General features: G+C 75.2%; 23 protein-coding genes. 6 read left to right on the top strand and 17 right to left on the bottom strand.

The genetic code is table 11. The annotated features are described in order from the left end of the window. Position 1 precedes the first annotated feature (1 nt). The 4 genes from AC6CH6_RS16535 to AC6CH6_RS16520 are packed head-to-tail and all read right to left on the bottom strand — an operon-like array spanning position 2 to position 2,221. The gene (locus AC6CH6_RS16535) at positions 2-439 is read right to left on the bottom strand and encodes an acyl-CoA thioesterase (RefSeq protein WP_498255944.1); all 438 of its coding nucleotides are present in this window, start codon (positions 437-439) and stop codon (positions 2-4) included. A gap of 37 nt (positions 440-476) precedes the next feature. Then, the gene (locus AC6CH6_RS16530) at positions 477-1,310 is read right to left on the bottom strand and encodes a PhzF family phenazine biosynthesis protein (protein WP_498255943.1); all 834 of its coding nucleotides are present in this window, start codon (positions 1,308-1,310) and stop codon (positions 477-479) included. 4 nt (positions 1,311-1,314) lie between these two features. Further along, positions 1,315-1,524, bottom strand: coding sequence for a hypothetical protein (locus tag AC6CH6_RS16525; RefSeq protein WP_498255942.1), 210 nt, complete (start codon positions 1,522-1,524; stop codon positions 1,315-1,317). 58 nt (positions 1,525-1,582) lie between these two features. After that, a complete protein-coding gene (locus AC6CH6_RS16520; protein WP_498255941.1) occupies positions 1,583-2,221 on the bottom strand; it encodes a DNA-3-methyladenine glycosylase I in 639 nt (212 codons plus the stop codon). Positions 2,222-2,277: 56 nt separating this feature from the next. Here AC6CH6_RS16520 and AC6CH6_RS16515 point away from each other — a divergent pair, with 56 nt between their 5' ends. Then, positions 2,278-3,564: an MFS transporter gene (locus AC6CH6_RS16515; RefSeq protein ID WP_498255940.1), complete on the top strand. Its 1,287-nt coding sequence runs from the start codon at positions 2,278-2,280 to the stop codon at positions 3,562-3,564. Here the strand turns inward: AC6CH6_RS16515 and AC6CH6_RS16510 are convergent. Both AC6CH6_RS16510 and AC6CH6_RS16505 read right to left on the bottom strand, forming a co-directional pair. Then, positions 3,493-4,710: a sensor histidine kinase gene (locus AC6CH6_RS16510; protein WP_498255939.1), complete on the bottom strand. Its 1,218-nt coding sequence runs from the start codon at positions 4,708-4,710 to the stop codon at positions 3,493-3,495. The genes AC6CH6_RS16515 and AC6CH6_RS16510 overlap by 72 nt on opposite strands. Positions 4,711-4,796: 86 nt before the next feature. Further along, positions 4,797-4,982: a hypothetical protein gene (locus tag AC6CH6_RS16505; RefSeq protein WP_498255938.1), complete on the bottom strand. Its 186-nt coding sequence runs from the start codon at positions 4,980-4,982 to the stop codon at positions 4,797-4,799. 181 nt (positions 4,983-5,163) lie between these two features. On the opposite strand from AC6CH6_RS16505, the gene AC6CH6_RS16500 reads away from it, so the two are divergent. Continuing rightward, a complete protein-coding gene (locus AC6CH6_RS16500; RefSeq protein WP_498255937.1) occupies positions 5,164-5,859 on the top strand; it encodes a response regulator in 696 nt (231 codons plus the stop codon). Here AC6CH6_RS16500 and AC6CH6_RS16495 read toward each other — a convergent pair. From AC6CH6_RS16495 to AC6CH6_RS16465, 7 genes are all read right to left on the bottom strand, one after another. Next, a complete protein-coding gene (locus tag AC6CH6_RS16495) occupies positions 5,823-6,506 on the bottom strand; it encodes an ATP-binding cassette domain-containing protein (RefSeq protein WP_419968671.1) in 684 nt (227 codons plus the stop codon). The two genes, AC6CH6_RS16500 and AC6CH6_RS16495, sit on opposite strands and share 37 nt — an antisense overlap. Continuing rightward, a complete protein-coding gene (locus AC6CH6_RS16490; protein WP_498255936.1) occupies positions 6,476-8,035 on the bottom strand; it encodes a hypothetical protein in 1,560 nt (519 codons plus the stop codon). The genes AC6CH6_RS16495 and AC6CH6_RS16490 overlap by 31 nt, the downstream gene beginning before the upstream one ends. Next, positions 8,032-8,436 (bottom strand): hypothetical protein, encoded by a 405-nt coding sequence (locus AC6CH6_RS16485; RefSeq protein WP_498255935.1) that lies wholly within the window; start codon positions 8,434-8,436, stop codon positions 8,032-8,034. Before AC6CH6_RS16485 ends, AC6CH6_RS16490 begins: the two co-directional genes overlap by 4 nt. A gap of 84 nt (positions 8,437-8,520) precedes the next feature. After that, positions 8,521-9,093 (bottom strand): hypothetical protein, encoded by a 573-nt coding sequence (locus AC6CH6_RS16480; RefSeq protein WP_133410938.1) that lies wholly within the window; start codon positions 9,091-9,093, stop codon positions 8,521-8,523. Between the two features lie 35 nt (positions 9,094-9,128). After that, positions 9,129-9,701, bottom strand: a complete 573-nt coding sequence (locus AC6CH6_RS16475; protein WP_498255934.1) for a hypothetical protein — start codon at positions 9,699-9,701, stop codon at positions 9,129-9,131. A 39-nt stretch (positions 9,702-9,740) separates the two neighbouring features. Then, entirely contained in the window at positions 9,741-10,025 is a 285-nt protein-coding gene (locus AC6CH6_RS16470; RefSeq protein ID WP_498255933.1) for an uberolysin/carnocyclin family circular bacteriocin, read from the bottom strand. Positions 10,026-10,186: 161 nt separating this feature from the next. Next, on the bottom strand, positions 10,187-10,585 hold the full coding sequence (locus AC6CH6_RS16465) for a DUF4870 domain-containing protein (protein WP_126346572.1): 399 nt from the start codon (positions 10,583-10,585) through the stop codon (positions 10,187-10,189). A 248-nt stretch (positions 10,586-10,833) separates the two neighbouring features. Between AC6CH6_RS16465 and AC6CH6_RS16460 the strand changes: the two genes are divergently transcribed. Next, a complete protein-coding gene (locus AC6CH6_RS16460) occupies positions 10,834-11,649 on the top strand; it encodes a lysophospholipid acyltransferase family protein (RefSeq protein ID WP_498255932.1) in 816 nt (271 codons plus the stop codon). 19 nt (positions 11,650-11,668) lie between these two features. On the opposite strand, the gene AC6CH6_RS16455 is transcribed toward AC6CH6_RS16460, so the two are convergent. After that, positions 11,669-12,877 carry a PucR family transcriptional regulator gene (locus AC6CH6_RS16455; protein WP_498255931.1) on the bottom strand — a complete coding sequence of 403 codons (1,209 nt, stop codon included), beginning with the start codon at positions 12,875-12,877 and terminating at the stop codon, positions 11,669-11,671. A gap of 103 nt (positions 12,878-12,980) precedes the next feature. On the opposite strand from AC6CH6_RS16455, the gene AC6CH6_RS16450 reads away from it, so the two are divergent. From AC6CH6_RS16450 to AC6CH6_RS16440, 3 genes are all read left to right on the top strand, one after another. Further along, positions 12,981-14,033, top strand: a complete 1,053-nt coding sequence (locus tag AC6CH6_RS16450; RefSeq protein WP_017834848.1) for a ferredoxin reductase — start codon at positions 12,981-12,983, stop codon at positions 14,031-14,033. Positions 14,034-14,086: 53 nt separating this feature from the next. Next, positions 14,087-15,202, top strand: a complete 1,116-nt coding sequence (locus tag AC6CH6_RS16445) for a fatty acid desaturase family protein (protein ID WP_017834847.1) — start codon at positions 14,087-14,089, stop codon at positions 15,200-15,202. 190 nt (positions 15,203-15,392) lie between these two features. Continuing rightward, positions 15,393-16,955, top strand: a complete 1,563-nt coding sequence (locus tag AC6CH6_RS16440) for an SDR family oxidoreductase (RefSeq protein ID WP_498255930.1) — start codon at positions 15,393-15,395, stop codon at positions 16,953-16,955. Here the strand turns inward: AC6CH6_RS16440 and AC6CH6_RS16435 are convergent. The 3 genes from AC6CH6_RS16435 to AC6CH6_RS16425 are packed head-to-tail and all read right to left on the bottom strand — an operon-like array spanning position 16,921 to position 20,413. Next, positions 16,921-17,844: a sulfurtransferase gene (locus AC6CH6_RS16435; protein ID WP_498255929.1), complete on the bottom strand. Its 924-nt coding sequence runs from the start codon at positions 17,842-17,844 to the stop codon at positions 16,921-16,923. The genes AC6CH6_RS16440 and AC6CH6_RS16435 overlap by 35 nt on opposite strands. Positions 17,845-17,882: 38 nt before the next feature. Then, positions 17,883-19,076, bottom strand: a complete 1,194-nt coding sequence (locus AC6CH6_RS16430; RefSeq protein WP_498255928.1) for a cystathionine gamma-synthase — start codon at positions 19,074-19,076, stop codon at positions 17,883-17,885. 8 nt (positions 19,077-19,084) lie between these two features. Next, positions 19,085-20,413, bottom strand: coding sequence for an O-acetylhomoserine aminocarboxypropyltransferase/cysteine synthase family protein (locus tag AC6CH6_RS16425; RefSeq protein ID WP_126349804.1), 1,329 nt, complete (start codon positions 20,411-20,413; stop codon positions 19,085-19,087). Positions 20,414-20,436: the final 23 nt, after the last annotated feature.

Raw genomic sequence — 20,436 nt, 5'->3', positions numbered from 1 at the left:
CTCAGCGGCCCTTCCCGTGCACCGCGGGCAGCGCCGTGGTGGGGATCCGGTCCCGGTCGTAGGTGATCTCGGTGTAGCCGTGCGGGGCGGGCCGCCCCTCCCGGTCGAGGTTCACGAAGACGATCTTGTCGATGCTCAGGATGAGGTCCCGGGTGATCATGTTGCGCACCTGGGCGCGCATGGTCAGGGACGTGCGGCCGAACCCGGTGGCGGTCAGGCCCATCTCGATGATGTCGCCCTGCTCGGCGGAGCTCACGAAGTCGATCTCCGACATGTACTTCGTCACCGCACGCTGGTTGCCGAGCTGGACGATGGCGTAGATCGCCGCCTCCTCGTCGATCCAGCGGAGCAGGCTGCCGCCGAACAGGGTGCCGTTGGCGTTGAGGTCCTCCGGCTTGACCCACTTGCGGGTGCGGAAGGTGATGTCCTGGGTGGTCATGCCCCCACGATACCGAGGGCGCCCTCCGCACCGTCGGCTACAGCTCCACGGTCCCGCGGACCACCGGGCTGACCTGGCCGCCGACCCAGATGGTGTCCGCGTCCCGCTCCAGCAGCACGCGCCCGGTGCGCCCGAGCACGGTGCCCTGGGCGGCGACGTAGCGCTCCGGGGCCCACCCGTTGTCCGTCAGCCACCGGGCCAGGCCCGCGTTGAGGCTGCCCGTGACCGGGTCCTCCACGACCCAGTCCCCCACGAACGCCCGCACCTCGACCGCGCACTCGGCGCCCTCGGGATGGGGGCCCACCACGCCGAGCTTGAGCCCGGCCATGGCGGACCAGTCCGCACGCACGCCCAGCACGGTCCCGGCGTCGGCCACGCGCACCCCGATCCAGCCGGGGCCGTTGTCCAGCCAGGACACGTCGAGCAGCGCGGACGGGTCCAGCCGCAGGGACCGCGCCACCCGGTCCAGCAGCGCGGGCTCCGCCACGGGCTCGTAGCGCGTCAGGGGCGGGGCGGCGAACGAGAGCCGGCCCTCGCGGCGCCGGACGGTCACCAGCCCGACCCCGCACTCCTGGACGACGTCCGCTCCCGCGGGCTCCCCGCCGAGGGCGAGCCAGGCGGACGCCGTCCCGAGCGTGGGGTGACCCGCGAAGGGCAGCTCCCCGCCGGGGGTGAAGATCCGCACCCGGTAGTCGGCGCCGGGGACCGTGGGATCGAGCAGGAACGTGGTCTCGGAGAGGTTGGTCCAGCGGGCGAAGCGCGCCATCGTGTCCTCGTCGAGGGCGTCGGCCCCGTGCACGACGGCGAGCGGGTTGCCGCCCAGCGGCGCCGGCGAGAAGACGTCCACCCAGCTGATCGCGTGGCTCGTCATGGTCTCAGAGCACCGGCCCGCGCGTGTTCCTCCGGGCGGGCCGGGCCCGCCCCGTCCGCCGGGCGTCCCGGCCGGCGGACGGGACGGCGGTCCCGCCACGGGCCGCCGCCCGGTCCTCCCGCAGCCTCCGGACCACCAGGCCGACCAGGACGGAGCCCACGGTGCTCAGCACCAGGGGCAGCACCGCGCTGCGCTGCTTGCTGTTGTCGTACATGGCCGGGCCTCCTGCCGGAAGGCGACGCGGGGCGTCGTCGGGTTCGGTGCCAGGAATCCTACGCACCCTCCGGCGCCTCCGGCCACACCCCGGAGCTGCCCCGGCGGTGGCTGCCGAGCAGGTGGGTGTCGACGATCCCGACCGCCTCCATGAGCGCGTGCATCGTGGTCGGCCCCACGAAGCGGAAGCCGCGCGCCCGCAGGGCCCGGGACAGGGCCTCGGACTCCGGCGAGCGGGTCGGGACCTCCTCCGCCGTGCGCGGACGCGGGGTCCGTGCCGGGCGGAACGACCACACGAGCTCGGTCAGCCCGCCCTCGGCGCGCAGGGCCACGGTGGCGCGGGCGTTGCCGACGGCGGCCTCGATCTTGCCCCGGTGGCGCACGATCCCGGCGTCGCCCAGCAGGCGGTCGACGTCGGCCGGGCCGAAGCCCGCGACCGCGTCCGGGTCGAAGTCCGCGAAGGCCGCCCGGAAGGCGGGCCGCTTGCGCAGGATCGTGGCCCAGGACAGCCCGGACTGGAAGCCCTCGAGGCAGATCCGCTCGTAGAGCCCCCGCTCGTCCCGCACGGGGACGCCCCACTCGGTGTCGTAGTACTCGCGCAGGAGCGGGTCCGTGGCGGCCCAGACGGGGCGGGCGAGCCCGTCCTCGCCGAGGACGAGTCCGGTCGCGGGATCGGGCAGGGAGCTCATGCCGAGCATCGAACCACACCGAGGGGCTCCTACACACCCGGGGCGAGTACCCCCAGGGGTATAGGATGGCGGTCATGCACCCGACGAACCCCGCCGTGGACCGGCGCGCCCTGCAGCGGAAGGTCGTCCGCGTCCTGGCCCTCGGCCAGATCCTCGGCGGGCTGGGCGTGGGCGCCACCCTGGCCCTCGGCGCCCTCCTCGTCACCGAGGTCTCCGGCTCCTCCGCCTGGTCCGGCATGGCCGCGACCATGAACACCCTCGGCGCGGCCCTGCTCGCCGTCCCCCTCGCGCGGCTCGCCCAGGCCCGCGGCCGGCGGATCTCGCTGAGCACCGGGGCGTTCACCGCCATGTCGGGGGCGTCGATCACGATCGGCGCCGCCGTCCTCTCGAGCTTCCCCGTCCTGCTGCTGGGCCTGGCCCTGCTCGGCGCCGGCTCGGCGCTCAACCTCCAGTCCCGGTTCGCGGCGACCGACCTGGCCGCGGACGACACCCGCGCCCGGGACCTCTCCCTGGTGGTCTGGTCCACGACGATCGGCGCGGTGCTCGGCCCCAACCTCTTCGAGCCGGGCGAGCTGATCGGGCGGGCCCTGGGCCTGCCGGCGCTGACGGGCGGGTTCGTCATCGCCCTCGTGGCGCAGGCCTTCGGGGCCCTGGTCTACCTCACGGCGCTGCGGCCGGACCCCCTGCTGCTGGCCGTGGCCGACGGCGAGGCCGCGGGCAGGGGCAAGCCCTCCCCCGCGGGCGGGCTGGCGGTGCTGCGGGCCTCGTCGCCCGCCCGCCGTGCCGTGCTCACCGTGGCGCTGAGCCACGCCGTCATGGTGGCGCTCATGTCCATGACGCCCGTGCACCTGACCCTCCACGGGGCGTCGCTGAGCGTCGTGGGCCTGACCATCAGCCTGCACGTGGCCGGGATGTACGCCCTCGCCCCCGTGTTCGGCTGGCTCGCGGACCGGGCCGGGCGCCGCCCCACCGTCCTGCTCGGCCAGGCCCTGTTCGTGGCGTCCCTCGTGCTGTCCTGGTTCGGCTCGACGTCCCCCGTGCTGGTGACGGTCAGCCTGGTCCTGCTCGGGCTCGGCTGGTCCGCCTCCACGGTCGCGGGCTCCACGCTCGTGGCCGAGGCCGTCCCGCCGGCCGAGCGGCCGAAGCTGCAGGGCGTCTCGGACCTGTTCATGAACCTCGCCGGGGCGACCGGCGGGGCGCTCGCCGGTCCGGTGCTGGCGCTGATCGGCTTCGACGGGCTCAGCGCGGCCCTGCTCGTCCTCGTGGCGGTCGTGGTGGTCTCACACGGCGGCCGGGCCCAGCGGGATGCGGGCGCCGACGCGCCAGCCGCCGTCCGCCGGTCCCGCCGCTAGCTCCCCGCCGAGCAGCTGGACGCGCTCGCGCAGCCCGAGCAGCCCGTACCCCGAGGCCGGGAGGCCGGGCCCGGAGCCGGGCCCCGCGGCGTTGTGCACCTCGACCAAGACGTCGGCCTCGTCGACCTGCACGGCCAGCACGCAGCCCGTCCGGGCGGGCGCGTGCTTCATGATGTTCGTCGCCCCCTCCTGGAGGACCCGCTGGACCGTGGGCCGCACCCCTTCCGGGATCCGCGCGAGGTCGCCCCGCACCCGGGTGTCCGTGCGGAAGCCGACCTCCCGCAGCGCGGCCGCGACCTCCTCGAGGCCCCGGCCCGTGTCGACGGCCGCGGCGGCGCTGGAGTCCTGTGCGAGCCCGGCGCCCGGCTCCACGCGCATGATCCCCAGCAGCCGGCGCAGGTCCTTGAGCGCCGCGCGGGAGGAGTCGCCCACCACGTCCAGGGCCTCCTTCATGGTCTCCGGGTCCCGGGAGTAGGCCCCCGAGCGTGCCTGCATGGCGATGAGCGTGAGGTCGTGGGCGACGATGTCATGCAGCTCCCGGGCCAGCTCGAGGCGCTGCTGCTCGAGGGCGTGGGCCGTGCGCTCCTGGCCCGCGGCGATCTCGACGCGGTCCAGCTCCTGCTGCGCGCTCAGGGCCCGCAGGACGAGACCGGGCAGGAGGAGGACCAGGGTCAGCGGCACGTAGCTCCAGAGGAACTGCGGGCCCACGACCGAGACGTTGACGGCCCACGAGGTCTGCCACACGAGGAAGGCCCCGACGGCCGCGGCGAGTCCGGGCAGGGCCGCCCCGTACGCGGTGAAGGCCAGGACCAGCGGGATCACGACCATGTAGCTGCCCGGGTTGTTCTGGGGGTGAAGCAGGACCAGCAGCGCGGCGAGCGGCAGCCACGTCCAGCTGGAGCGCAGCGCCAGGACGGCGACCGTGGCGGCTTCGAGGACCACGAGCAGCAGCTCGTAGTCCCGGTCCCCGAACCCCAGGCCCGGGCCGGTCAGCACGAGCCGGACGGCGTCCAGGGCGCTCACCGTGATGAAGAGCAGCAGGGCCACCCGCACCCACCGGTGCAGGGGGCGGGCCCGGGCGATCCCCTGCGGCAGGAGCGTGCCCAGGCCGGGCCGGCGGTCCTGCTGCGCTGCGCGGCGTGCCATGCGGTCCTTCCGGTGCGGTGGCCCGGTGCTCCGGTCCACCTCGGAGGATAGCCTCGGGCGCCGGGCCCGTCCGGGAGCGCGCCGGATCAGCACCAGCGCAGGAAGAGGAACGAGCACCCGCGGCTCGTGTGCCCGTCCGGGCTGTCGGTGCCGGGGTCGACCTTCAGGACCGGCGCCAGGACGACCGGCGGCTCCGGGGCCGCGGCGGTGGGAACACCGCCGGCGGTCAGCAGCACGGCGGCGAGCAGCGAAGCGGCGGAGAGCGTGTTCACAGGGGTCCTTCCGGCAGGGCGCCGCACCCGATCGGTGTGCGGTCGTGAACCATGGTCGCCGAGGGGTGGGGTCCGCGGGGTCATCCGGGAGGATGGCCGGGGGTCATCCCTTGGGCGGACCCGTGCGCCGGGCGGCCCCGTCCCGCCGGCGCCGTGGCCCCTCTCCGCTACGGTGAGAGCCATGAACGAGCACGCGCCGGCGGCGAGCCCCGTCAAGGTCCTGATCGTCGACGACCAGCAGCTCATGCTCCGCGCACTGCGCGTGTTCATCGACGCCGAGCAGGACCTCGTGGTCGTGGGCGAGGCCCGCAACGGCCGGGCGGCGGTCGAGCAGTGCCGCGCCCTGCGCCCGGACGTGGTGGTCATGGACCTGCAGATGCCGGTCCTCGACGGCATCGAGGCCACCCGTGCGATCACGCACGAGCACCCGGAGGTGAAGGTGCTGGCCGTGACCACGTTCCACTCGGAGGACTGGGTGATCCCCGCGCTCCGGGCCGGGGCGAGCGGCTACGTGGTCAAGGACTCCGAGCCCCACGAGATCGTGGGCGCCGTGCGCAGCGTGCTGGCTGGGGAGGCCGCGATCTCCCGGCGGGTGGCCGCCACCCTCGTCCGCAGCGTCGTCGCGGACCCGGAGCCGGCGGCGCCGCGGCCGGAGGACGTCGCCGCGGTGGAGGGACTCTCGGCGCGGGAGCGCGAGGTCGTGGCCCTGCTCTGCGAGGGCCTCAGCAACCGCGAGATCGCCGCCGCGCTCTTCGTGTCCGAGCCGACCGTCAAGTCCCACCTCAGCCACATCCTCACGAAGATGGAGGTGCGGGACCGGGTGCAGGTCGTGATCAAGGCCTACCGCACCGGGCTGGTGACGATCCCCTCGTCCTGAGCCGCCCGCGGGTCCGCGCCGCCGGGGAGGGTCAGCACCGCGTCCGGCGCCAGCTGCGCGGGCGGGCGGTGGGCCACCACCAGGACCGCGCGCCGCGCCGCCCACTCCGTGAGCTCCTCGCAGAGCACCGTCGTGGACGCGCCGTCCAGTCCGTTGAACGGTTCGTCCAGGACGACGACGTCGAAGTCGCCGCTGGTGCACACGATCGTCCACAGCTTGCGCCGGTTGCCCGTGGACAGGTGCTCGGCGGCCTCGTCCAGCCACGGTCCGAGCCCGTGGCGCTCCGCGCGGCGCAGCCCCTCCTGCGGGTCGGCACCGCACCAGCCGCTCGCGAACACCACGTGGTCCCGTGCGGTCATCGTGGGGTAGAGCGCCGGTTCGGTGCGGCAGATCCGGCGCACCCGGGAGGCCTCCGGCGAGCGTGCGTCCACGCCGGCGAGCGTGACCGTGCCCGCGGTCTGCGGCAGGTGCCCGCTGAGGACCTCGACGAGCGTCGACTTGCCGGAGCCGTTGGGGCCCTGCAGCAGCGTCAGCCCGGGGGCGTCGATCCGCAGCGTGAGCCCCCGGTGGACGGGGCGCCCGGCGTCGAAGCCGGCGCTCACCGCCTCGACGTGGATCAGCGGTGGGTGAGGGAGCGGTGCAGGCATGTGAGGGCACCTCCGGCGAGGGTCAGGGCGAGCAGGGGAACGATCCACGGGTCGGTGGCGGGGAAGGTCAGCGGGACGGCCACGGGCGCGGCGGCGAGGACGACGGTGAGGACCCCCGTGAGCGGGCTGTCCGCGCCCGTCCCCTCGACCGTGCGCGGCGGGGGCAGCAGGTGCTCCGCGACGGTCGCGGCCCACACCGCGCCCAGCACCACGGCCGCGGGCACCGCGGACAGGGTCCCCGTCAGCACCCGGGCCGCCACGACGAGCAGCAGGGCCGGCAGCAGCAGCGGCAGGGTGAGCGCGGTGAGGTGCCCCAGCGCCACGGAGGAGCGGGACGCCCCGGACTCCACGGCGGTGCGCAGGTGGCGGCCGTAGCGGAAGGCGCCGATGTCCGAGCTCACGAGCTCCGCGAGAGCGAGGCCCGTCATGAGGGCGGCGAAGCCCAGGGTGGGCCGCAGCGCCGCCTCCCACGCCGCGTCCGGCACGGCGGGCAGCGGCGGCATCCGGAGACCGGCGGAGGTCGCCCCGAGCAGCGCCGCGGTCGCGGCGGCGACCGCGGCGGTGATCCGGTGCTGGGCCCGCAGGCGCCACCCGTGCGCCCGCTGGACGCCCAGCACCCGGGCGAACTGCAGGACCGCGGGACCGCTCAGGCGCGGCCGGCGCACCGGGGGCGCGGCGCGCCGGGCCGGGAAGGACACCGCCGCGAGGGCGCGGCGGCCGGCGACGGCACCGACCGCGCCGACGGCCGCGACCGCCGTGAGGCCGGCGAGGAGGACGGGCTCCGGCAGCCCCGGCGCGGGACCGGGTGCCGCACCGGCCGCCGGGGCGAGGGCGCCGGGGAGGAGGGGGGCCAGGAGCAGCACCGCCCCGTGCGCCCCGGCCCCGGCCAGGACGGACGCCGCCGCGAGCACCGCGGGGAAGTGCCGGCGCCCGTTCTCGGGGCGGGCGGCGGAGCGCAGCGCCCCGGCGGCCGTCAGCGCGCCGAAGGCCACGGGCGTCCCCAGCAGCAGTGCCGTCCCCGCGGCCCCGGGCCCATGCCCGGTCAGGACGGACCCGGCGAGCACCCCCAGGCCCGCGGCGCCCCACACGGCGCTCGCCACGGCCACGCGCGGGAGGGCGTGGACGACGAACACGTCCGCGGCCCGGACGTCGAGGCCCACGAAGAAGTCCCGCTGCGGGTGGTCGCTGACGCAGCTGCGGAACCGGCCGAGGGTCTCGCCCGCGAGGGCGCCGAGCCCGGCGTAGGCGCAGAGCAGCACGAAGAGCCCGACCACGTCCGCGCCCGGCGCCAGCACCGCGGCCGCGCGCGCCGCGACGATCCCGGCCGCGAACGCCAGGAGCACGGCCCCTGCCGCGGCCCCTGCCACGATGCGGCGGGCGGTGTCCACCGGCACGGACGTGCCCAGCGCCTGCAGCAGGTCCGCGATCCGCAGGTCCGCCAGGAGCCGGAGCCGGCGGCGGGCCGGCGGGGCGGGCGTCCGCCGCCGCACCGACCCGCTCGTGGGGCTCGCGGTCGCGCTGGTCGTCACGAGAGCCTGCTGCGCGTCCCGGACCGCTCCCGGCGCAGCCCGAGCGCGTTGAACAGGAGCACGACCGTGCCCGCGAGGGCGACGACCACGCCCATGGTGCACAGCCAGCCCACGGGGAACCCGCTCAGCTGCTCGTCGAGGAAGGTCGCGTGGGCCGTCATGGCCAGGAACAGCAGCACGGCCGGTGCCACGGAGCGCGGGCGGGACAGCGGGGTCGCGACGGCCACGAGCGGCAGGAGCACCCCGGCGACCGCCAGCGCGCTCACGAGGAGGGACCACAGCCCGACCGGGACGGTGCTGGTGCCCCGGCCCTGGAGGAGGATCGCGGTCAGGGCGGCGGCGCTCAGGACGGCCACGGTGACGAGGACCAGTCGGACGTGGTTCTGGGTGAGGGTCGGCACGGTGGGCACTCCTGGTGGTCGAGGGGCTGTGAGGGTTGAGGTGGGGCTGACGGTGGACTCGGGGGCAGCGGGAACCGTGGCGGGTCAGACCATGGCGACGAGCGCGGCGGTCGCGACGGCGACGACGACCACGAGCACCTGGCGGCCGGCGGCGCAGGACCTCCACCGGCCGCGGTAGAGCAGCGCCGCGGCGAGGGCGAGGACCAGCACCGCGGCGGCCTCCACGGGTCCCTCCGCCATCCGCCCGGTGGCCAGGGCCCAGCCCTGGGACAGCACCGTGAGGCCGCCGACCACCAGCGTGTAGAGCCCGATCCGCTGCCCGCCGCCGAGCGGCAGGCCCTGCGGGAGGAGTCTGCTCTCGAGGAGCCCGGCGAACCAGAGGTACAGGGCGAGGACCACGGCGAAGACCAGGACGCCGACGAGCACGGCGACGTTGACCGAGAGCCCGATCAGGGACGGGTCGACCCCCTGCAGCTCGTCGGTCACGGCCGCCGCGGCCTGGTCCTGCATCTGGTCGGTGGTCGCCGGCAGCCGCAGCAGCAGCAGTCCGAGCCCCACCGCCCAGAGGACGGTCCGGACGGGCCGGGTGGTCGCCGGCAGCGGACGGGTGGCAGGGGTTCCGGCCCCGGGGTGGGCGGAGACGTGGAGGCTGGACATCGGGGTCCTTCCGGTAGCGGGGGGAACGGCGGCGCTCACCGCCGGGCGATGAGCGCCGCCTCGATCCCCGCCGCGGCGAGCAGGAGGGCGACGGCGAGGGCGAGGACGCCGAGGGAGGCCGGCAGCGCCGTGAGGTAGGAGCGCACCAGGCCGTTCCGGCGGGCGGTGAGGGCGGCGGTGAGGGGGAGCAGGCCGGCGGCCGCGGCCACGAGGCAGCCGAGGAACTCGAGTCCCGCGTACCACCCGGCCGCACCGACGAGCGCGGCGGCGCCGACGTTGAGCACGCCGATCTTCGCCGTGGCCCCCACGTAGACCGACAGCAGCGCCAGGGACGTGCCGGTCAGCAGGCCGCCCGTGAGCACGCCGCTGTAGAGCAGGGCGGCGGCGCCGAGGTTGCGGACCACGATGGAGCCGAAGGACCCGTCGTGGTCCTGACCGGCGCCGGCCGTGTCCTGCAGGGTCGCGGGGACGCGGGAGATGCTCTCGTAGCCCACCAGGAACCCCGCCACGAAGAGCGCCGTGGCGGCCGCCGCCGCCCACCCGAGGGCGCGGCGCGCGGCGCGGGCGTCGCGGGGAGCAGTGCGGAGGTCCGTGGGCACGGTCTTCATGGCGGGGGTCCCGGCAGGGTCAGCGGAGCGGGCGGCGGCTCAGGCGATGGCCAGGTTGCGGGCCTTCTTGGACAGGTACCAGCGGATGGTGCCGACGACCGCGCCGCCGATGCCGAAGCCGAACATCGCGGCCACGAGGGTCAGCGCCCAGCCGCCGGCCTCGACCGCGGCCACGATCTGGCTCGCGGACGCGGCGGAGATGCCGAGGGAGCCGGCGACCCAGGCGATGCCGACACCGCCGAGGACGAGGCCGAGGACGGCGATGGAGGCGGCGGCCGGGACGGGCAGGACCGTGCGGACGGAGGGGGTGCGGGGGGTGGTCATGAAGAGCTCCTGTGTTCCCGAGGTTTCTGTGGGGGGTGCATCATCCGGCGGGTTCCCCGGGTGATGGCTCAGAATCTACGAGAGCCGGGAGGCCGCGGCCATCGGCCGAAGGAATGGTTCCGGACCGTCCGGAGGATGCCGCCGGCCGGTCCGGAAGGACGTCACTGCAGCACCGGCAGCTGGAGCGGGTAGCGGTACACCTCGCCCTTGTTGGCCTTGAGCACGGCCAGGACGTGGCACACCACGAGCAGGACCGCGGCGAGGATCCACAGCACGATCGCCACGGGGATCAGGATCACGGTGAACAGGCACACCCACGCCACCACGTTGAGCAGCCACATGGACAGGTTGAAGTTGAACGACCCGGCGGAGGTGGCGCGCAGGAACGCGTTCTTGTCGCGGTAGACGAGCCAGACGACGAGGGGACCCACGAAGCCGAGCCACCCGACGGAGACCAGCGCGCCGATCAGTCCGGACAGGTGGGTGAGGACCGCGATGGTGCGGTCGTCCCCCTGCGCCCGGTACTGCGGACGGGGTGCTGACGGTGGAAGGTAGGACATGGGGTTCTCCTGGTGGGCAGTGGCGGAACCGGTCGCGGCACCCGGTGCCGCGGACGCCGGACCGGCGCGGTGCAGCCAGCGTATCGGGGCCGGGCCCGCGCCCGGTATGGGGGAAGACCGCACATGACGGCGGAGGATCCCCGCCGTCACGCACGGCACCGACGACGGCGCCGCGCCGCGCGCTGGTCTACGATTCTCGGCAGACCGTTCCCGGCCCGCCCCCGCGGGCCTCTTCCCGAGGGAGGCCCGTGGCTCCGCAGCTGCGCCCCAACAAGTACGCCTACCGGGCCCTCGTGCTCGCCGGCCTCGCCGCGGTGAAGCTCTTCCGCGTGCCCCTGCAGGCCTCGGGCGAGGAGCACCTGCCCACCGACCAGGTGGTGCGCGGCCTGCACCGGGAGATCCGCCCGGGCCGGGGCGCCGTCGTGGCGGTGACCCACTTCGGCTACCTCGACTTCGTCTTCGCGCAGCTGGTGGTCTGGCGCCGGCTGCGGGCCCACTCCCGCTTCCTCATCACCCGCAAGCACACCGGCAGCGCCTTCGTCACGGCGGTGTGCCGGCTGTGCGACCACGTCGTCGTCGACCGCGCCGACGGCGCCCCGGCCTACGCCGAGGCCGTGGCGAAGCTGGCGCGCGGCGAGTTCCTCGCGGTGTTCCCGGAGGGGGGTGTCAGCCGCAGCTGGACCGTGCGCCCGCTGCGCACCGGCGCCGTGCGCATGGCCGCCGAGACCGGCGCCCCCGTCATCCCGGTGTCCGTGTGGGGCGGCCACCGGATGCTCACCCGGGGGCGCGGCCGGATCCGGCTGCGCGACGTGTGGCGCACGCCGGTGCGCGTGCACGTCGGCCCGGTGCTGCGGGTGGACCCCGACGAGGACGTCCGGGCCGCGAGCGCCCGGCTGCGCGCGGTGCTGCAGGAGGGGATCGACCGGTGCATCGACAGCTACCCCGTGACCCCGGAGCCGGGTGCGTGGTGGATGCCGGCGCACCGGGGCGGGAGCGCGATCACGGTCCAGGAGCAGATCGACGCCGATGCCCGGGAGCGGGAGGCCTACAAGCGCACCGGCTGAGCCCAGCCGGGGCACCGTCTCACCGGAAGCCGGCGCGCAGCACCAGCTCGAGCTGGAACCGGCTCCTGGGGTCGTTGAGGCAGTCCCCGAAGACCTCCCGGAGCTGGTTCACCCGGTAGCCCACCGTCTGCTCGTGGATGTTCAGCTCGGCGGCCATCGCCGCGCGCTGCCCGTGGTGCTCGAGCCAGCACAGCAGGGTCGCGGCCAGCCGCTCCCGCTGCCCGGCCTTGAGCTCCTCCAGCGGGGCCAGGCACTGCGCGGCGAGGTCCGCGACCACGCTGCGCTCGCTGTGCAGGACGAGCTCCATGAGGTGCTCCGAGACCCACAGCGGCCCGGCGTCGGCCGGCTCCTCCCGCTGCAGCAGGTCCCGGGTCAGCACGGCCAGGCGCAGGGACTCGGGGGCCGCGTACCAGGGCCGGCCCGGGCCGATCACCGCGCCCCGCCCGGTGAGCGCGCGCTCCAGCTCCCGGCGGCCGGTCGGCGAGGAGGGCTCGGGGACCACCGCCACCACGTCGCCGGGGCGGGACGTGAGCAGCGCCCGCTCCCCGAGGCGCGAGCGCAGCCCCACCCGCCGGTCGGCGGCCAGCGTCACCACGACCACCCGGTCGGGCACCGGCCACCCCGCGGCGGCGGCGGCCGTGCGCACCGCGTCCTCCACCACGTGGCCGCGGACGAGCATGTCCGCGAGCGCGTCCAGCAGACGGTCCCGCTCCCCGGCACGCTCGGACTGCTCCATGGCATAGCCCTCGGCGCTGGCCGCGGAGAGCTCCTCGATGTAGGCGAAGACCGACTCGGCGAGGCCGATCAGCACGGACGCCTCGAACCCCGCGTCCATGGCCACGCGGGAGAGCGAGCGCAGCGTGGTGCGCGCCCCGGAGCGGTAGGCCGCGAAGAGGGCGTCCATCGGCCGGCCCTCCCGCACCTCGCCGCGGCCGAGCCCCTCGTAGACCCGCCGGTCGTCCCCCATCAGCGCCGGCTGCTGGGTGCCGGGCAGCTGCAGGAACCGGGTCAGGGCCACCTCGACCCCCCGCCGGATGCTGTCGCCGAACAGGCCCTCCAGCGGCCGGGCGTAGACCGGGACGTCGAGCCGCACGGCGTCCAGCAGCTCCTCCGTCACCGCGGGCAGGTGCGGGACCAGGAGGGGGGTCAGCGCCGGCGGCAGGGAGGTCCACGGCAGCTCCCGGTCCGCCCGCCGCCCCGGCTGCGCGTGCTCCGTCGTGTGGTCCACCCGCTCCACGATCCCCCGCTTTCATTCCGACACCACAATTTCTCTGCTGAAAGAGTACGCGACGGGACGAGAACTGCCGTCGGATTTGGGGCACAGTTATTACGTGCCCCAACTGCGACTGTTCACCCGCCTGGCCTCGGCCTTCACCACGCCCCGCTCCCCCGAGGACTTCCTGCGGCTCATCGACCCCCTGGCCAGCGCCCGCCAGCTGCGCGGCCTGGTGACCGCCGTGGTGCCCGAGACCGCGGACTCGGTGACGATCCGCTTCCGTCCCGGCCGCGGCTGGAACGCGCACGAGGCCGGCCAGTGGGCCCGCATCGGCGTGGAGATCGACGGCGTGCGCCACTGGCGCTCCTACTCCCTCAGCACGGGCGCCGGCCAGGATCCGGCGATCACGGTGACGGCGATGGGCAAGGTCTCCACCGCCCTCGTCCGAGGGACCCGGCCCGGTGACGTGCTGTTCCTCGCCCCGCCCGAGGGCGACTTCGTCCTCCCCGAGAGCCCGCGCCCGCTGCTGATGCTCACCGCCGGCAGCGGCCTGACGCCGGTCATGTCCATGATCCGCACCCTGGTGCCCCGCCGCCCGGACGCCGACCTCGTGCTCGTGCACTCCTCGCGCTCCCCGGAGGAGTCCCTGTTCCGCGAGGAGCTGCTGGAGCTCACCGACCAGTTCCCCGGCTTCCGCCTGGTCCAGTGGTTCACCGGCGAGCGCGGCCGCCGCCTCGACCTCGCGGCCACCGCCGACCTCGACACCGCGTGCCCCGACTGGCGCGACCGCGCCGCCTACGCGTGCGGCCCCGCCGACTTCCTCGACGCCGCCGAGGCGCTCTGGCAGCGGGAGGAGGGCGAGCTGCGGGTCGAGCGCTTCGCCGCCGTGGTCGCCCCCGGCTCCGGCGGGGAGGGCGGGCGCGTGACCTTCGAGAAGTCCGATAAGGAGGTCGAGGCCGACAGCGCCACGACGCTCCTGGCCGCCGGCGAGGACGCCGGTCTGATGATGCGCAGCGGCTGCCGCATGGGCATCTGCCACGCGTGCGTGACCCCGCTGCTCTCCGGGCAGGTCCGTGACACCCGCACCGGCGAGGTCCACGGCGAGCCCGGCCACCTCGTCCAGACCTGCGTGTCCACGGCCGCCGGTCCCGTCAGCCTCGACGCCTGACCCCGAAGCTTCCAGCACTCGTTCCCTGACCCCGTTCCGAAAGGACCGACACCATGACGATCGTCACCCCCTTCCTGCTCGACTCGGGCCGCCCCACCGAGTCGGCCAAGCCCTCCGCCGCCGCCCACCTCTCCGACGAGCAGGTCGAGGAGCTGGGCCGCGAGCTCGACGCCCTCCGGGAGTCCGTGATCGCCACCCGCGGGGCGAAGGACGCGGCCTACATCCGCCGCGTCATCGCCACGCAGCGCTCCCTCGAGCTGGCCGGGCGCGCCACGCTGCTGTTCGCCAAGCACAAGCCCGCCTGGTTCGCCGGCACCGGCATGCTGACCGTCGCCAAGATCCTGGAGAACATGGAGATCGGCCACAACGTGCTGCACGGGCAGTGGGACTGGATGCGCGATCCCGACATCCACTCCACCACCTGGGAGTGGGACTTCGTGACCCCGTCCCGGGCGTGGCAGCACACCCACAACGACCTGCACCACACCTGGACCAACGTGGTCGGCAAGGACCGGGACGTCGGGTACACCATCCTGCGCATGGACGAGGACCAGGAGTGGAAGCCCTGGAACCTCGGCAACCCGGTGTACAACGCGCTGCTCGCCCCGGTCTTCGAGTGGGGGATCGCGATCTACGACCTCGAGCTCGACGAGTACCGCGAGGGCCGCAAGCCGAAGTCGGAGCTCCGGCGCAGCCTGAAGGCCCTCGGCGCGAAGTTCCTGAAGCAGGCCGCGAAGGACTACGTGGCCACCCCCGCCGCCGCGGCCCTGGCCGGCTCCGGGAAGCAGGCCCTGACCGCGACCCTGACCGCCAACGCCGTCCGCAACGTCTGGGCGCACGCCGTGATCTTCTGCGGCCACTTCCCCGCCGGAGCGGACACGTTCACCGAGGAGCAGATCGAGGGCGAGACCCGCGGCGACTGGTACGTGCGGCAGATGATCGGCTCGGCCAACATCTCCGGGTCGAGGCTGATGCACCTCATGACCGGCAACCTGTCCTTCCAGATCGAGCACCACCTGTTCCCGGACCTGCCCTCGAACCGCTACGCCGAGGTCGCCGTCAAGGTGCGCGAGATCTGCGAGCGCTACGAGCTGCCCTACACCACCGGGCCCCTGCCGAAGCAGGTCGCCTCCGCGTGGGCGAAGGTGTTCCGCCTGGCGCTGCCCTGATCCGTCCCCGCACGACGACGGGCCGAACGGCCGCGATGCTCCGGCACGCGGCCGTTCCGCGTGCCGGGACCCGGGCGGGAGCGCGTGCCGGGGCGGAGCCCGCGGCACGGCCGGGACCGGGGCCGGGGCTGGGCCGGGCTCCTGTCGGGCGGCGTTGGTAGGCTCGCGGGACCCGCACGAAAGGCAGGCCATGAGCTCTTCCCAGCGCGTCCTCATCACCGGTGCCACCGGTTACATCGGAGGGCGCCTGGCGCCCAGGATGCTGGAGGCCGGGCACACCGTGCGCGTCGCCGTCCGGTCCCCCGGCAAGCTGCGCGCCGTGCCGTGGCGGGACCGGGTGGAGGTCGCCGAGACGGACCTCAACGACCTCGACGGGATGACCGCCGCCTGCCAGGACGTGCACACCCTCTACTACCTGGTGCACTCCATGGGCGGTTCCCGGGAGTTCGAGGAGGAGGAGGCCGAGATGGCCCGGACCGTGGCCCGGGCCGCCGAGCGGGCTGGGGTGCGGCGCATCGTCTACCTCTCGGGGCTGCACCCCCAGGGCGTGGAACTGTCCCAGCACATGCGCTCCCGGGTCCGGGTGGGCGAGATCCTGCTCGAGAGCTCCGTCCCGGCGGTGGTCTTCCAGGCCGGTGTGGTCATCGGCTCGGGCTCGGCGTCCTTCGAGATGATCCGCCACCTCGGCGACACCCTCCCGATCATGCCGGCGCCGTCCTGGGTGACCAACAGCATCGAGCCCATCGCCGTCCGTGACGTGCTGTACTACCTGATCCACGCGATGGACCTGCCGGAGGGCCTCAACCGCACCTTCGACATCGGCTCCCGCGACGTCATGACCTACGCGGACGCCATGCGCCGCTACGCCCGGGTGGCGGGGCTGCGCCGGCGGGTGGTCTTCCACTTCCCCCTCCCCGCGCCCCGGCTGTCCGGGTTCTGGGTGGGCATGGTCACCCCGATCCCCCTGGGCCTGGCCGTGCCGCTCGTGCAGTCGCTGCAGCACGACGCCGTGTCGGGCGAGCACGACATCGACGACCACATCCCGCCGCCCCCCGAGGGGCTGGCCGGCTACCGCCGCGCGGTGGCGCTCGCGCTGAAGAGGATCGAGGACAACTCCGTGGAGACCACGTGGGACGTCCACTACAGCTCCTCCGAGGCGGCCGCGGACCCGCTGCCCTCGGACCCGGACTGGGCGGGGCGCACGGTGTTCGTGGACGAGCGCAGCCGCACGGGCCCGGCGCGGCCCGAGCAGGTGTGGCGGGTCATCGAGTCCATCGGCGGGCGCAACGGCTGGTACTCGCTGCCCCTGGCGTGGCAGGTCCGCGGCGTCATGGACAAGCTCGTGGGCGGGGCCGGCCTGAACCGCGGCCGCCGCGACGCCACGGACCTGCAGGTGGGCGAGTACGTGGACTGGTGGCGCGTCGAGGCCATGGAGGAGGGGCACAAGCTGCTCCTGCACGCCGAGATGCGCGCCCCCGGCCGGGCGTGGCTCGAGCTGTCCGTGGAGCCCGAGGGCGAGGGCAGCCGGTACACGCAGCGGGCCATCTTCTTCCCGCGGGGCCTGCCGGGCCGGCTCTACTGGTGGGGCGTGTGGCCCTTCCACGGCTTCATCTTCCCGTCCATGGCCCGCAACATCCTCGCCACCGCCGCCGCGCTGGACGACCCCGTCCCCGGCGCCCCGGGCGAGGCGGACCGGGCCGACGAGGCCGCGGCGCGGATCAGTCCTGCCGGGGAGACCCCGGCCCGCGGCTGACCCCCTCGGGGCCCGCCACGGGTCGGGGACCGGGGCGGCCCCATTCGCTCCAGGAGCCGTCGTAGACCGCGACGTCCTCGCGGCCGGCGAGGTGGGCGCCGAGCGCCAGGACGCACGCCGTGAGGCCCGAGCCGCAGCTGGTGACGATCCGCCGCCCCTCGGGCGCGGCCGCCGCGATCCGCTCCCGCAGCTGCGGCAGCGGCAGCAGCCGCCCCTGCCCGTCCTGCAGGTCGGTGTAGGGCAGGCTGACCGCCCCCGGCATGTGGCCGGCGCGCAGGCCCGGCCGCGGCTCGGGCTCGGTGCCCGCGAACCGGCCGGCGGAGCGGGCGTCCAGGACGGTGGCGCCCGGGTCGGCCAGGGCGCGGGCGACGTCCTCCGCCCCGACGAAGCCGCCCGGACGGGGCGCGAGCTCGACGTCGCCGGGCTCGGCCGGCGGCGCGGCGTGCGCCCCCGTGGGCCGGCCCTCCGCGGCCCACGCCGGGAGACCGCCGTCGAGGACGGCGACCCGGTCGAAGCCCGCGGTCCGGAGCAGCCACCAGACGCGGGCGGACGCGAAGACGCCCTTGGCGTCGTAGGCCACCACCGTGCTCGTGCGCGAGATGCCGAGCGCCCGGGCCGCCGCGCTCAGCTGCTCCGCCGGGGGCGCCGTGTGCGGCAGGTCCGAGGACGGGTCCGAGAAGGCCCCGTCCAGGTCCAGGAGCACCGCCCCGGGAAGGGCCTCCTCGGCCCGGTTGAGCGTGGAGCTCGCGTCCACGAGCACCAGCCGGGGGTCCTGGAGGTGCTCGGCCAGCCAGTGGGTGCTCACCACGGGCCCGGGGAGCGCGAGCGGGGCGTCGTCGTGCGGGGTGCTGCTGGGCGGGGTGCTGTGCTGCGGGGTGCCGGTGCTCACGCGCCTCAGGCTAGTGCGGTGGACCCCGGGACGCCGGGTCAGGAGGCGCCGGCGAGCGCGCGCTCGAGGTCCTCCAGCTGGTCCTCGACGTCCTCGATGCCCACCGAGAGCCGCACCAGGTCCACGGGCACGGCCAGCGCGGTGCCCTTCACGGAGGCGTGCGTCATCTCGGAGGGGTAGCAGATCAGGGACTCCACCCCGCCCAGGCTCACCGACAGCGAGTACAGCCGGGTGCCCTCCGCCACCGCCCGGGCGGCGGCCTCCCCACGGGTCAGCCGGAAGGAGACCATGCCGCCGAACCCGCGCATCTGCGCGGCGGCGAGCGCGTGGCCGGGGTGCCCGGGCAGCCCGGGGTAGAGCACCTGCGCGACCTCGGGGCGCTCCAGGAGCCACTCGGCGATCCGCTGCGCGTTGTCCTGGTGGCGCTCCATCCGCAGGCTCAGGGTCTTGAGCCCGCGGGCGGCCAGGTAGCTGTCCTGGGGGCCCGCCACGGCGCCGGCGGCGAACTGCTGGAAGCCGACCGCCTCGGCGAGCGGGGCCCCGCGCCACTGGGCCGTGCCCACGACCACGGCGCCGCCGAGCACGTCGGAGTGCCCCCCGATGTACTTCGTGGTGGAGTGCACCACGGCGTGCGCGCCGAGCTCGAGGGGGGTCTGCAGGTACGGGGACGCGAAGGTGTTGTCGACGACGAGCAGCGCCCCGGCGTCCCGGGCCAGCTGCGCCCACGCCGCCACGTCGGCGATGCCGAGCAGCGGGTTGGACGGCGTCTCGAGCCACAGCACCTTGGTGGCGCCGGGGCGCACGGCCGCCCGGACGGCGTCGAGGTCCGTGATCTCCACGGGCGTGTGCCCGATGTCCCACGGGGCGAGGACCCGGGTGATCAGCCGGTTGGTGCCGCCGTAGCCGTCGGCGCCGAGCACGATGTGGTCGCCCGGGCGCAGCACGGCGCGCAGCAGGGCGTCCTCGGCGGCGATCCCCGAGGCGAACGCGAACCCCCGCTCGCCACGCTCCAGGGCCGCGAGCTGCTCCTCGAAGCCGCTGCGGGTGGGGTTGGAGCCGCGGCTGTACTCGTGCCCGGCGCGCAGCACGTTGATCCCGTCCTGGGCGAACGTGGAGGTCTGGTAGATCGGCGGGATGACCGCCCCGGTCAGCGGGTCGGGCTCCTGGCCGGCGTGGACGGCGGTGGTCGTGAAGCCCCGGTGGCGGGTGCGGGTCTCGGTGGGGGACGTCATGGCGGGGCTCACTTCCGGGTGGTCTGGACGGCGGTGACGACGGTGTCGAGGGCCTGGCCGAGGTCGGCCACGAGGTCCTGGGGGGACTCGAGGCCGATCGAGAGCCGGATCGTGGTCTCGGCGATCCCGCCGGCCCGGCGCTGCTCGGGGGTCAGGCGGCAGTGCGTCATGGCCGCCGGGTGGGCCACGAGGCTGCGGGTGTCCCCGATGTTGGCGACCAGCTTGAACAGCCGGAGCGCGTCGATGAACGGGCCCACGGCGCCGTCCGGGGCGGCGAGGTCGAAGGAGAACACGGAGCCGGTCCCGCGCGGGAAGTCCCGGGCCGCGATGCCGGCGCCGGGGTCCCCCGGCACGCCGGGGTGGTGGACCCGGGCGACGGCGGGGTGCCCGGCCAGGAACTCGGCCACCGCCAGCGCCGAGGCCGTGTGGCGGGCCACGCGCAGGTCGAGGGTCTCGGTGCCCTGCAGGATCTGGCTGGCGTTGAACGGGGAGAGCGTGGTGCCGAGGTCGTGCACGTACTTCGCCCGGACCAGGTGCAGGTAGGGGCTGGCGGCGGCGCACTTGTCGACGAGGCTGAGCCCGCCCCAGCGGGCGCGGGCCTGGGTGAACTGCGGCCACTTGTCCGGCCGCGCGGACCAGTCGAAGGTCCCGCCGTCCACGACCGCCCCGGCGAGCGCGTTGCCGTGCCCGCCCAGGAACTTGGTGGCCGAGTGCACCACGATGTCCGCGCCCTTCTCCAGCGGCCGGTACAGGGCCGGGGACGCGAGGGTGTTGTCGACGACGACGGGCACCCCGGCGGCCCGGGCGACGTCGGCGATCCCGGGCAGGTCCGGGAGGGTGGCCAGCGGGTTGCCGATGGACTCGAGCAGGAACGCGCGGGTGTCGGGGCGCACGGCCGCGGCCCACGCCCCCGGGGCGGTGGGGTCCACGAAGGAGACCTCGATGCCGTAGTCCGCGAAGGAGTCGGTGAGCAGGTCCACCGTGCCCCCGTAGAGCTTCTCGGAGGCCACGAGGTGCTTCCCGGCGCCCTGGCCGAGCAGGGCCAGCAGCGCCACGGCCACGGCGGACTGGCCCGAGCCGGTCGCCACGGCGCCCGCGCCGCCCTCGAGGTCGCTGATCCGCTGCTCGAGCACGGCCACCGTGGGGTTGCCGGTGCGCGTGTAGGTGAAGCCCGCCCGGGTCTGGGCGAACATCTGCCGGGCCGCCTCGTAGTCCGGGAACTCGAAGGCCGCGGTCTGGTAGATCGGCACCGTTAGGGTGCGCTGGGTGACCTGGTCGTGGGTGCCGGCGTGGATCTGCCGGGTCGCGAGGTCGTGGTCGGTCACGGGGATGGACATGGCGCTGCTCCTGTGCCTTGCTC

Source organism: Kocuria sp. GQ42 (assembly GCF_059758435.1).
The sequence above is the reverse complement of the archived record's forward strand: the minus strand, read 5'-3'. Positions and strand labels throughout refer to the sequence as shown.

Excerpts from the sequence above, each read along its gene's own strand:
- AC6CH6_RS16535 (WP_498255944.1), bottom strand. The coding sequence starts at position 439 with ATGACCACCCAGGACATCACCTTCCGCACCCGCAAGTGGGTCAAGCCG.
- AC6CH6_RS16530 (WP_498255943.1), bottom strand. The coding sequence starts at position 1,310 with ATGACGAGCCACGCGATCAGCTGGGTGGACGTCTTCTCGCCGGCGCCG.
- AC6CH6_RS16525 (WP_498255942.1), bottom strand. The coding sequence starts at position 1,524 with ATGTACGACAACAGCAAGCAGCGCAGCGCGGTGCTGCCCCTGGTGCTG.
- AC6CH6_RS16520 (WP_498255941.1), bottom strand. The coding sequence starts at position 2,221 with ATGCTCGGCATGAGCTCCCTGCCCGATCCCGCGACCGGACTCGTCCTC.
- AC6CH6_RS16515 (WP_498255940.1), top strand. The coding sequence starts at position 2,278 with ATGGCGGTCATGCACCCGACGAACCCCGCCGTGGACCGGCGCGCCCTG.
- AC6CH6_RS16510 (WP_498255939.1), bottom strand. The coding sequence starts at position 4,710 with ATGGCACGCCGCGCAGCGCAGCAGGACCGCCGGCCCGGCCTGGGCACG.
- AC6CH6_RS16500 (WP_498255937.1), top strand. The coding sequence starts at position 5,164 with ATGAACGAGCACGCGCCGGCGGCGAGCCCCGTCAAGGTCCTGATCGTC.
- AC6CH6_RS16495 (WP_419968671.1), bottom strand. The coding sequence starts at position 6,506 with ATGCCTGCACCGCTCCCTCACCCACCGCTGATCCACGTCGAGGCGGTG.
- AC6CH6_RS16480 (WP_133410938.1), bottom strand. The coding sequence starts at position 9,093 with ATGTCCAGCCTCCACGTCTCCGCCCACCCCGGGGCCGGAACCCCTGCC.
- AC6CH6_RS16475 (WP_498255934.1), bottom strand. The coding sequence starts at position 9,701 with ATGAAGACCGTGCCCACGGACCTCCGCACTGCTCCCCGCGACGCCCGC.
- AC6CH6_RS16470 (WP_498255933.1), bottom strand. The coding sequence starts at position 10,025 with ATGACCACCCCCCGCACCCCCTCCGTCCGCACGGTCCTGCCCGTCCCG.
- AC6CH6_RS16465 (WP_126346572.1), bottom strand. The coding sequence starts at position 10,585 with ATGTCCTACCTTCCACCGTCAGCACCCCGTCCGCAGTACCGGGCGCAG.
- AC6CH6_RS16445 (WP_017834847.1), top strand. The coding sequence starts at position 14,087 with ATGACGATCGTCACCCCCTTCCTGCTCGACTCGGGCCGCCCCACCGAG.
- AC6CH6_RS16440 (WP_498255930.1), top strand. The coding sequence starts at position 15,393 with ATGAGCTCTTCCCAGCGCGTCCTCATCACCGGTGCCACCGGTTACATC.
- AC6CH6_RS16430 (WP_498255928.1), bottom strand. The coding sequence starts at position 19,076 with ATGACGTCCCCCACCGAGACCCGCACCCGCCACCGGGGCTTCACGACC.
- AC6CH6_RS16425 (WP_126349804.1), bottom strand. The coding sequence starts at position 20,413 with ATGTCCATCCCCGTGACCGACCACGACCTCGCGACCCGGCAGATCCAC.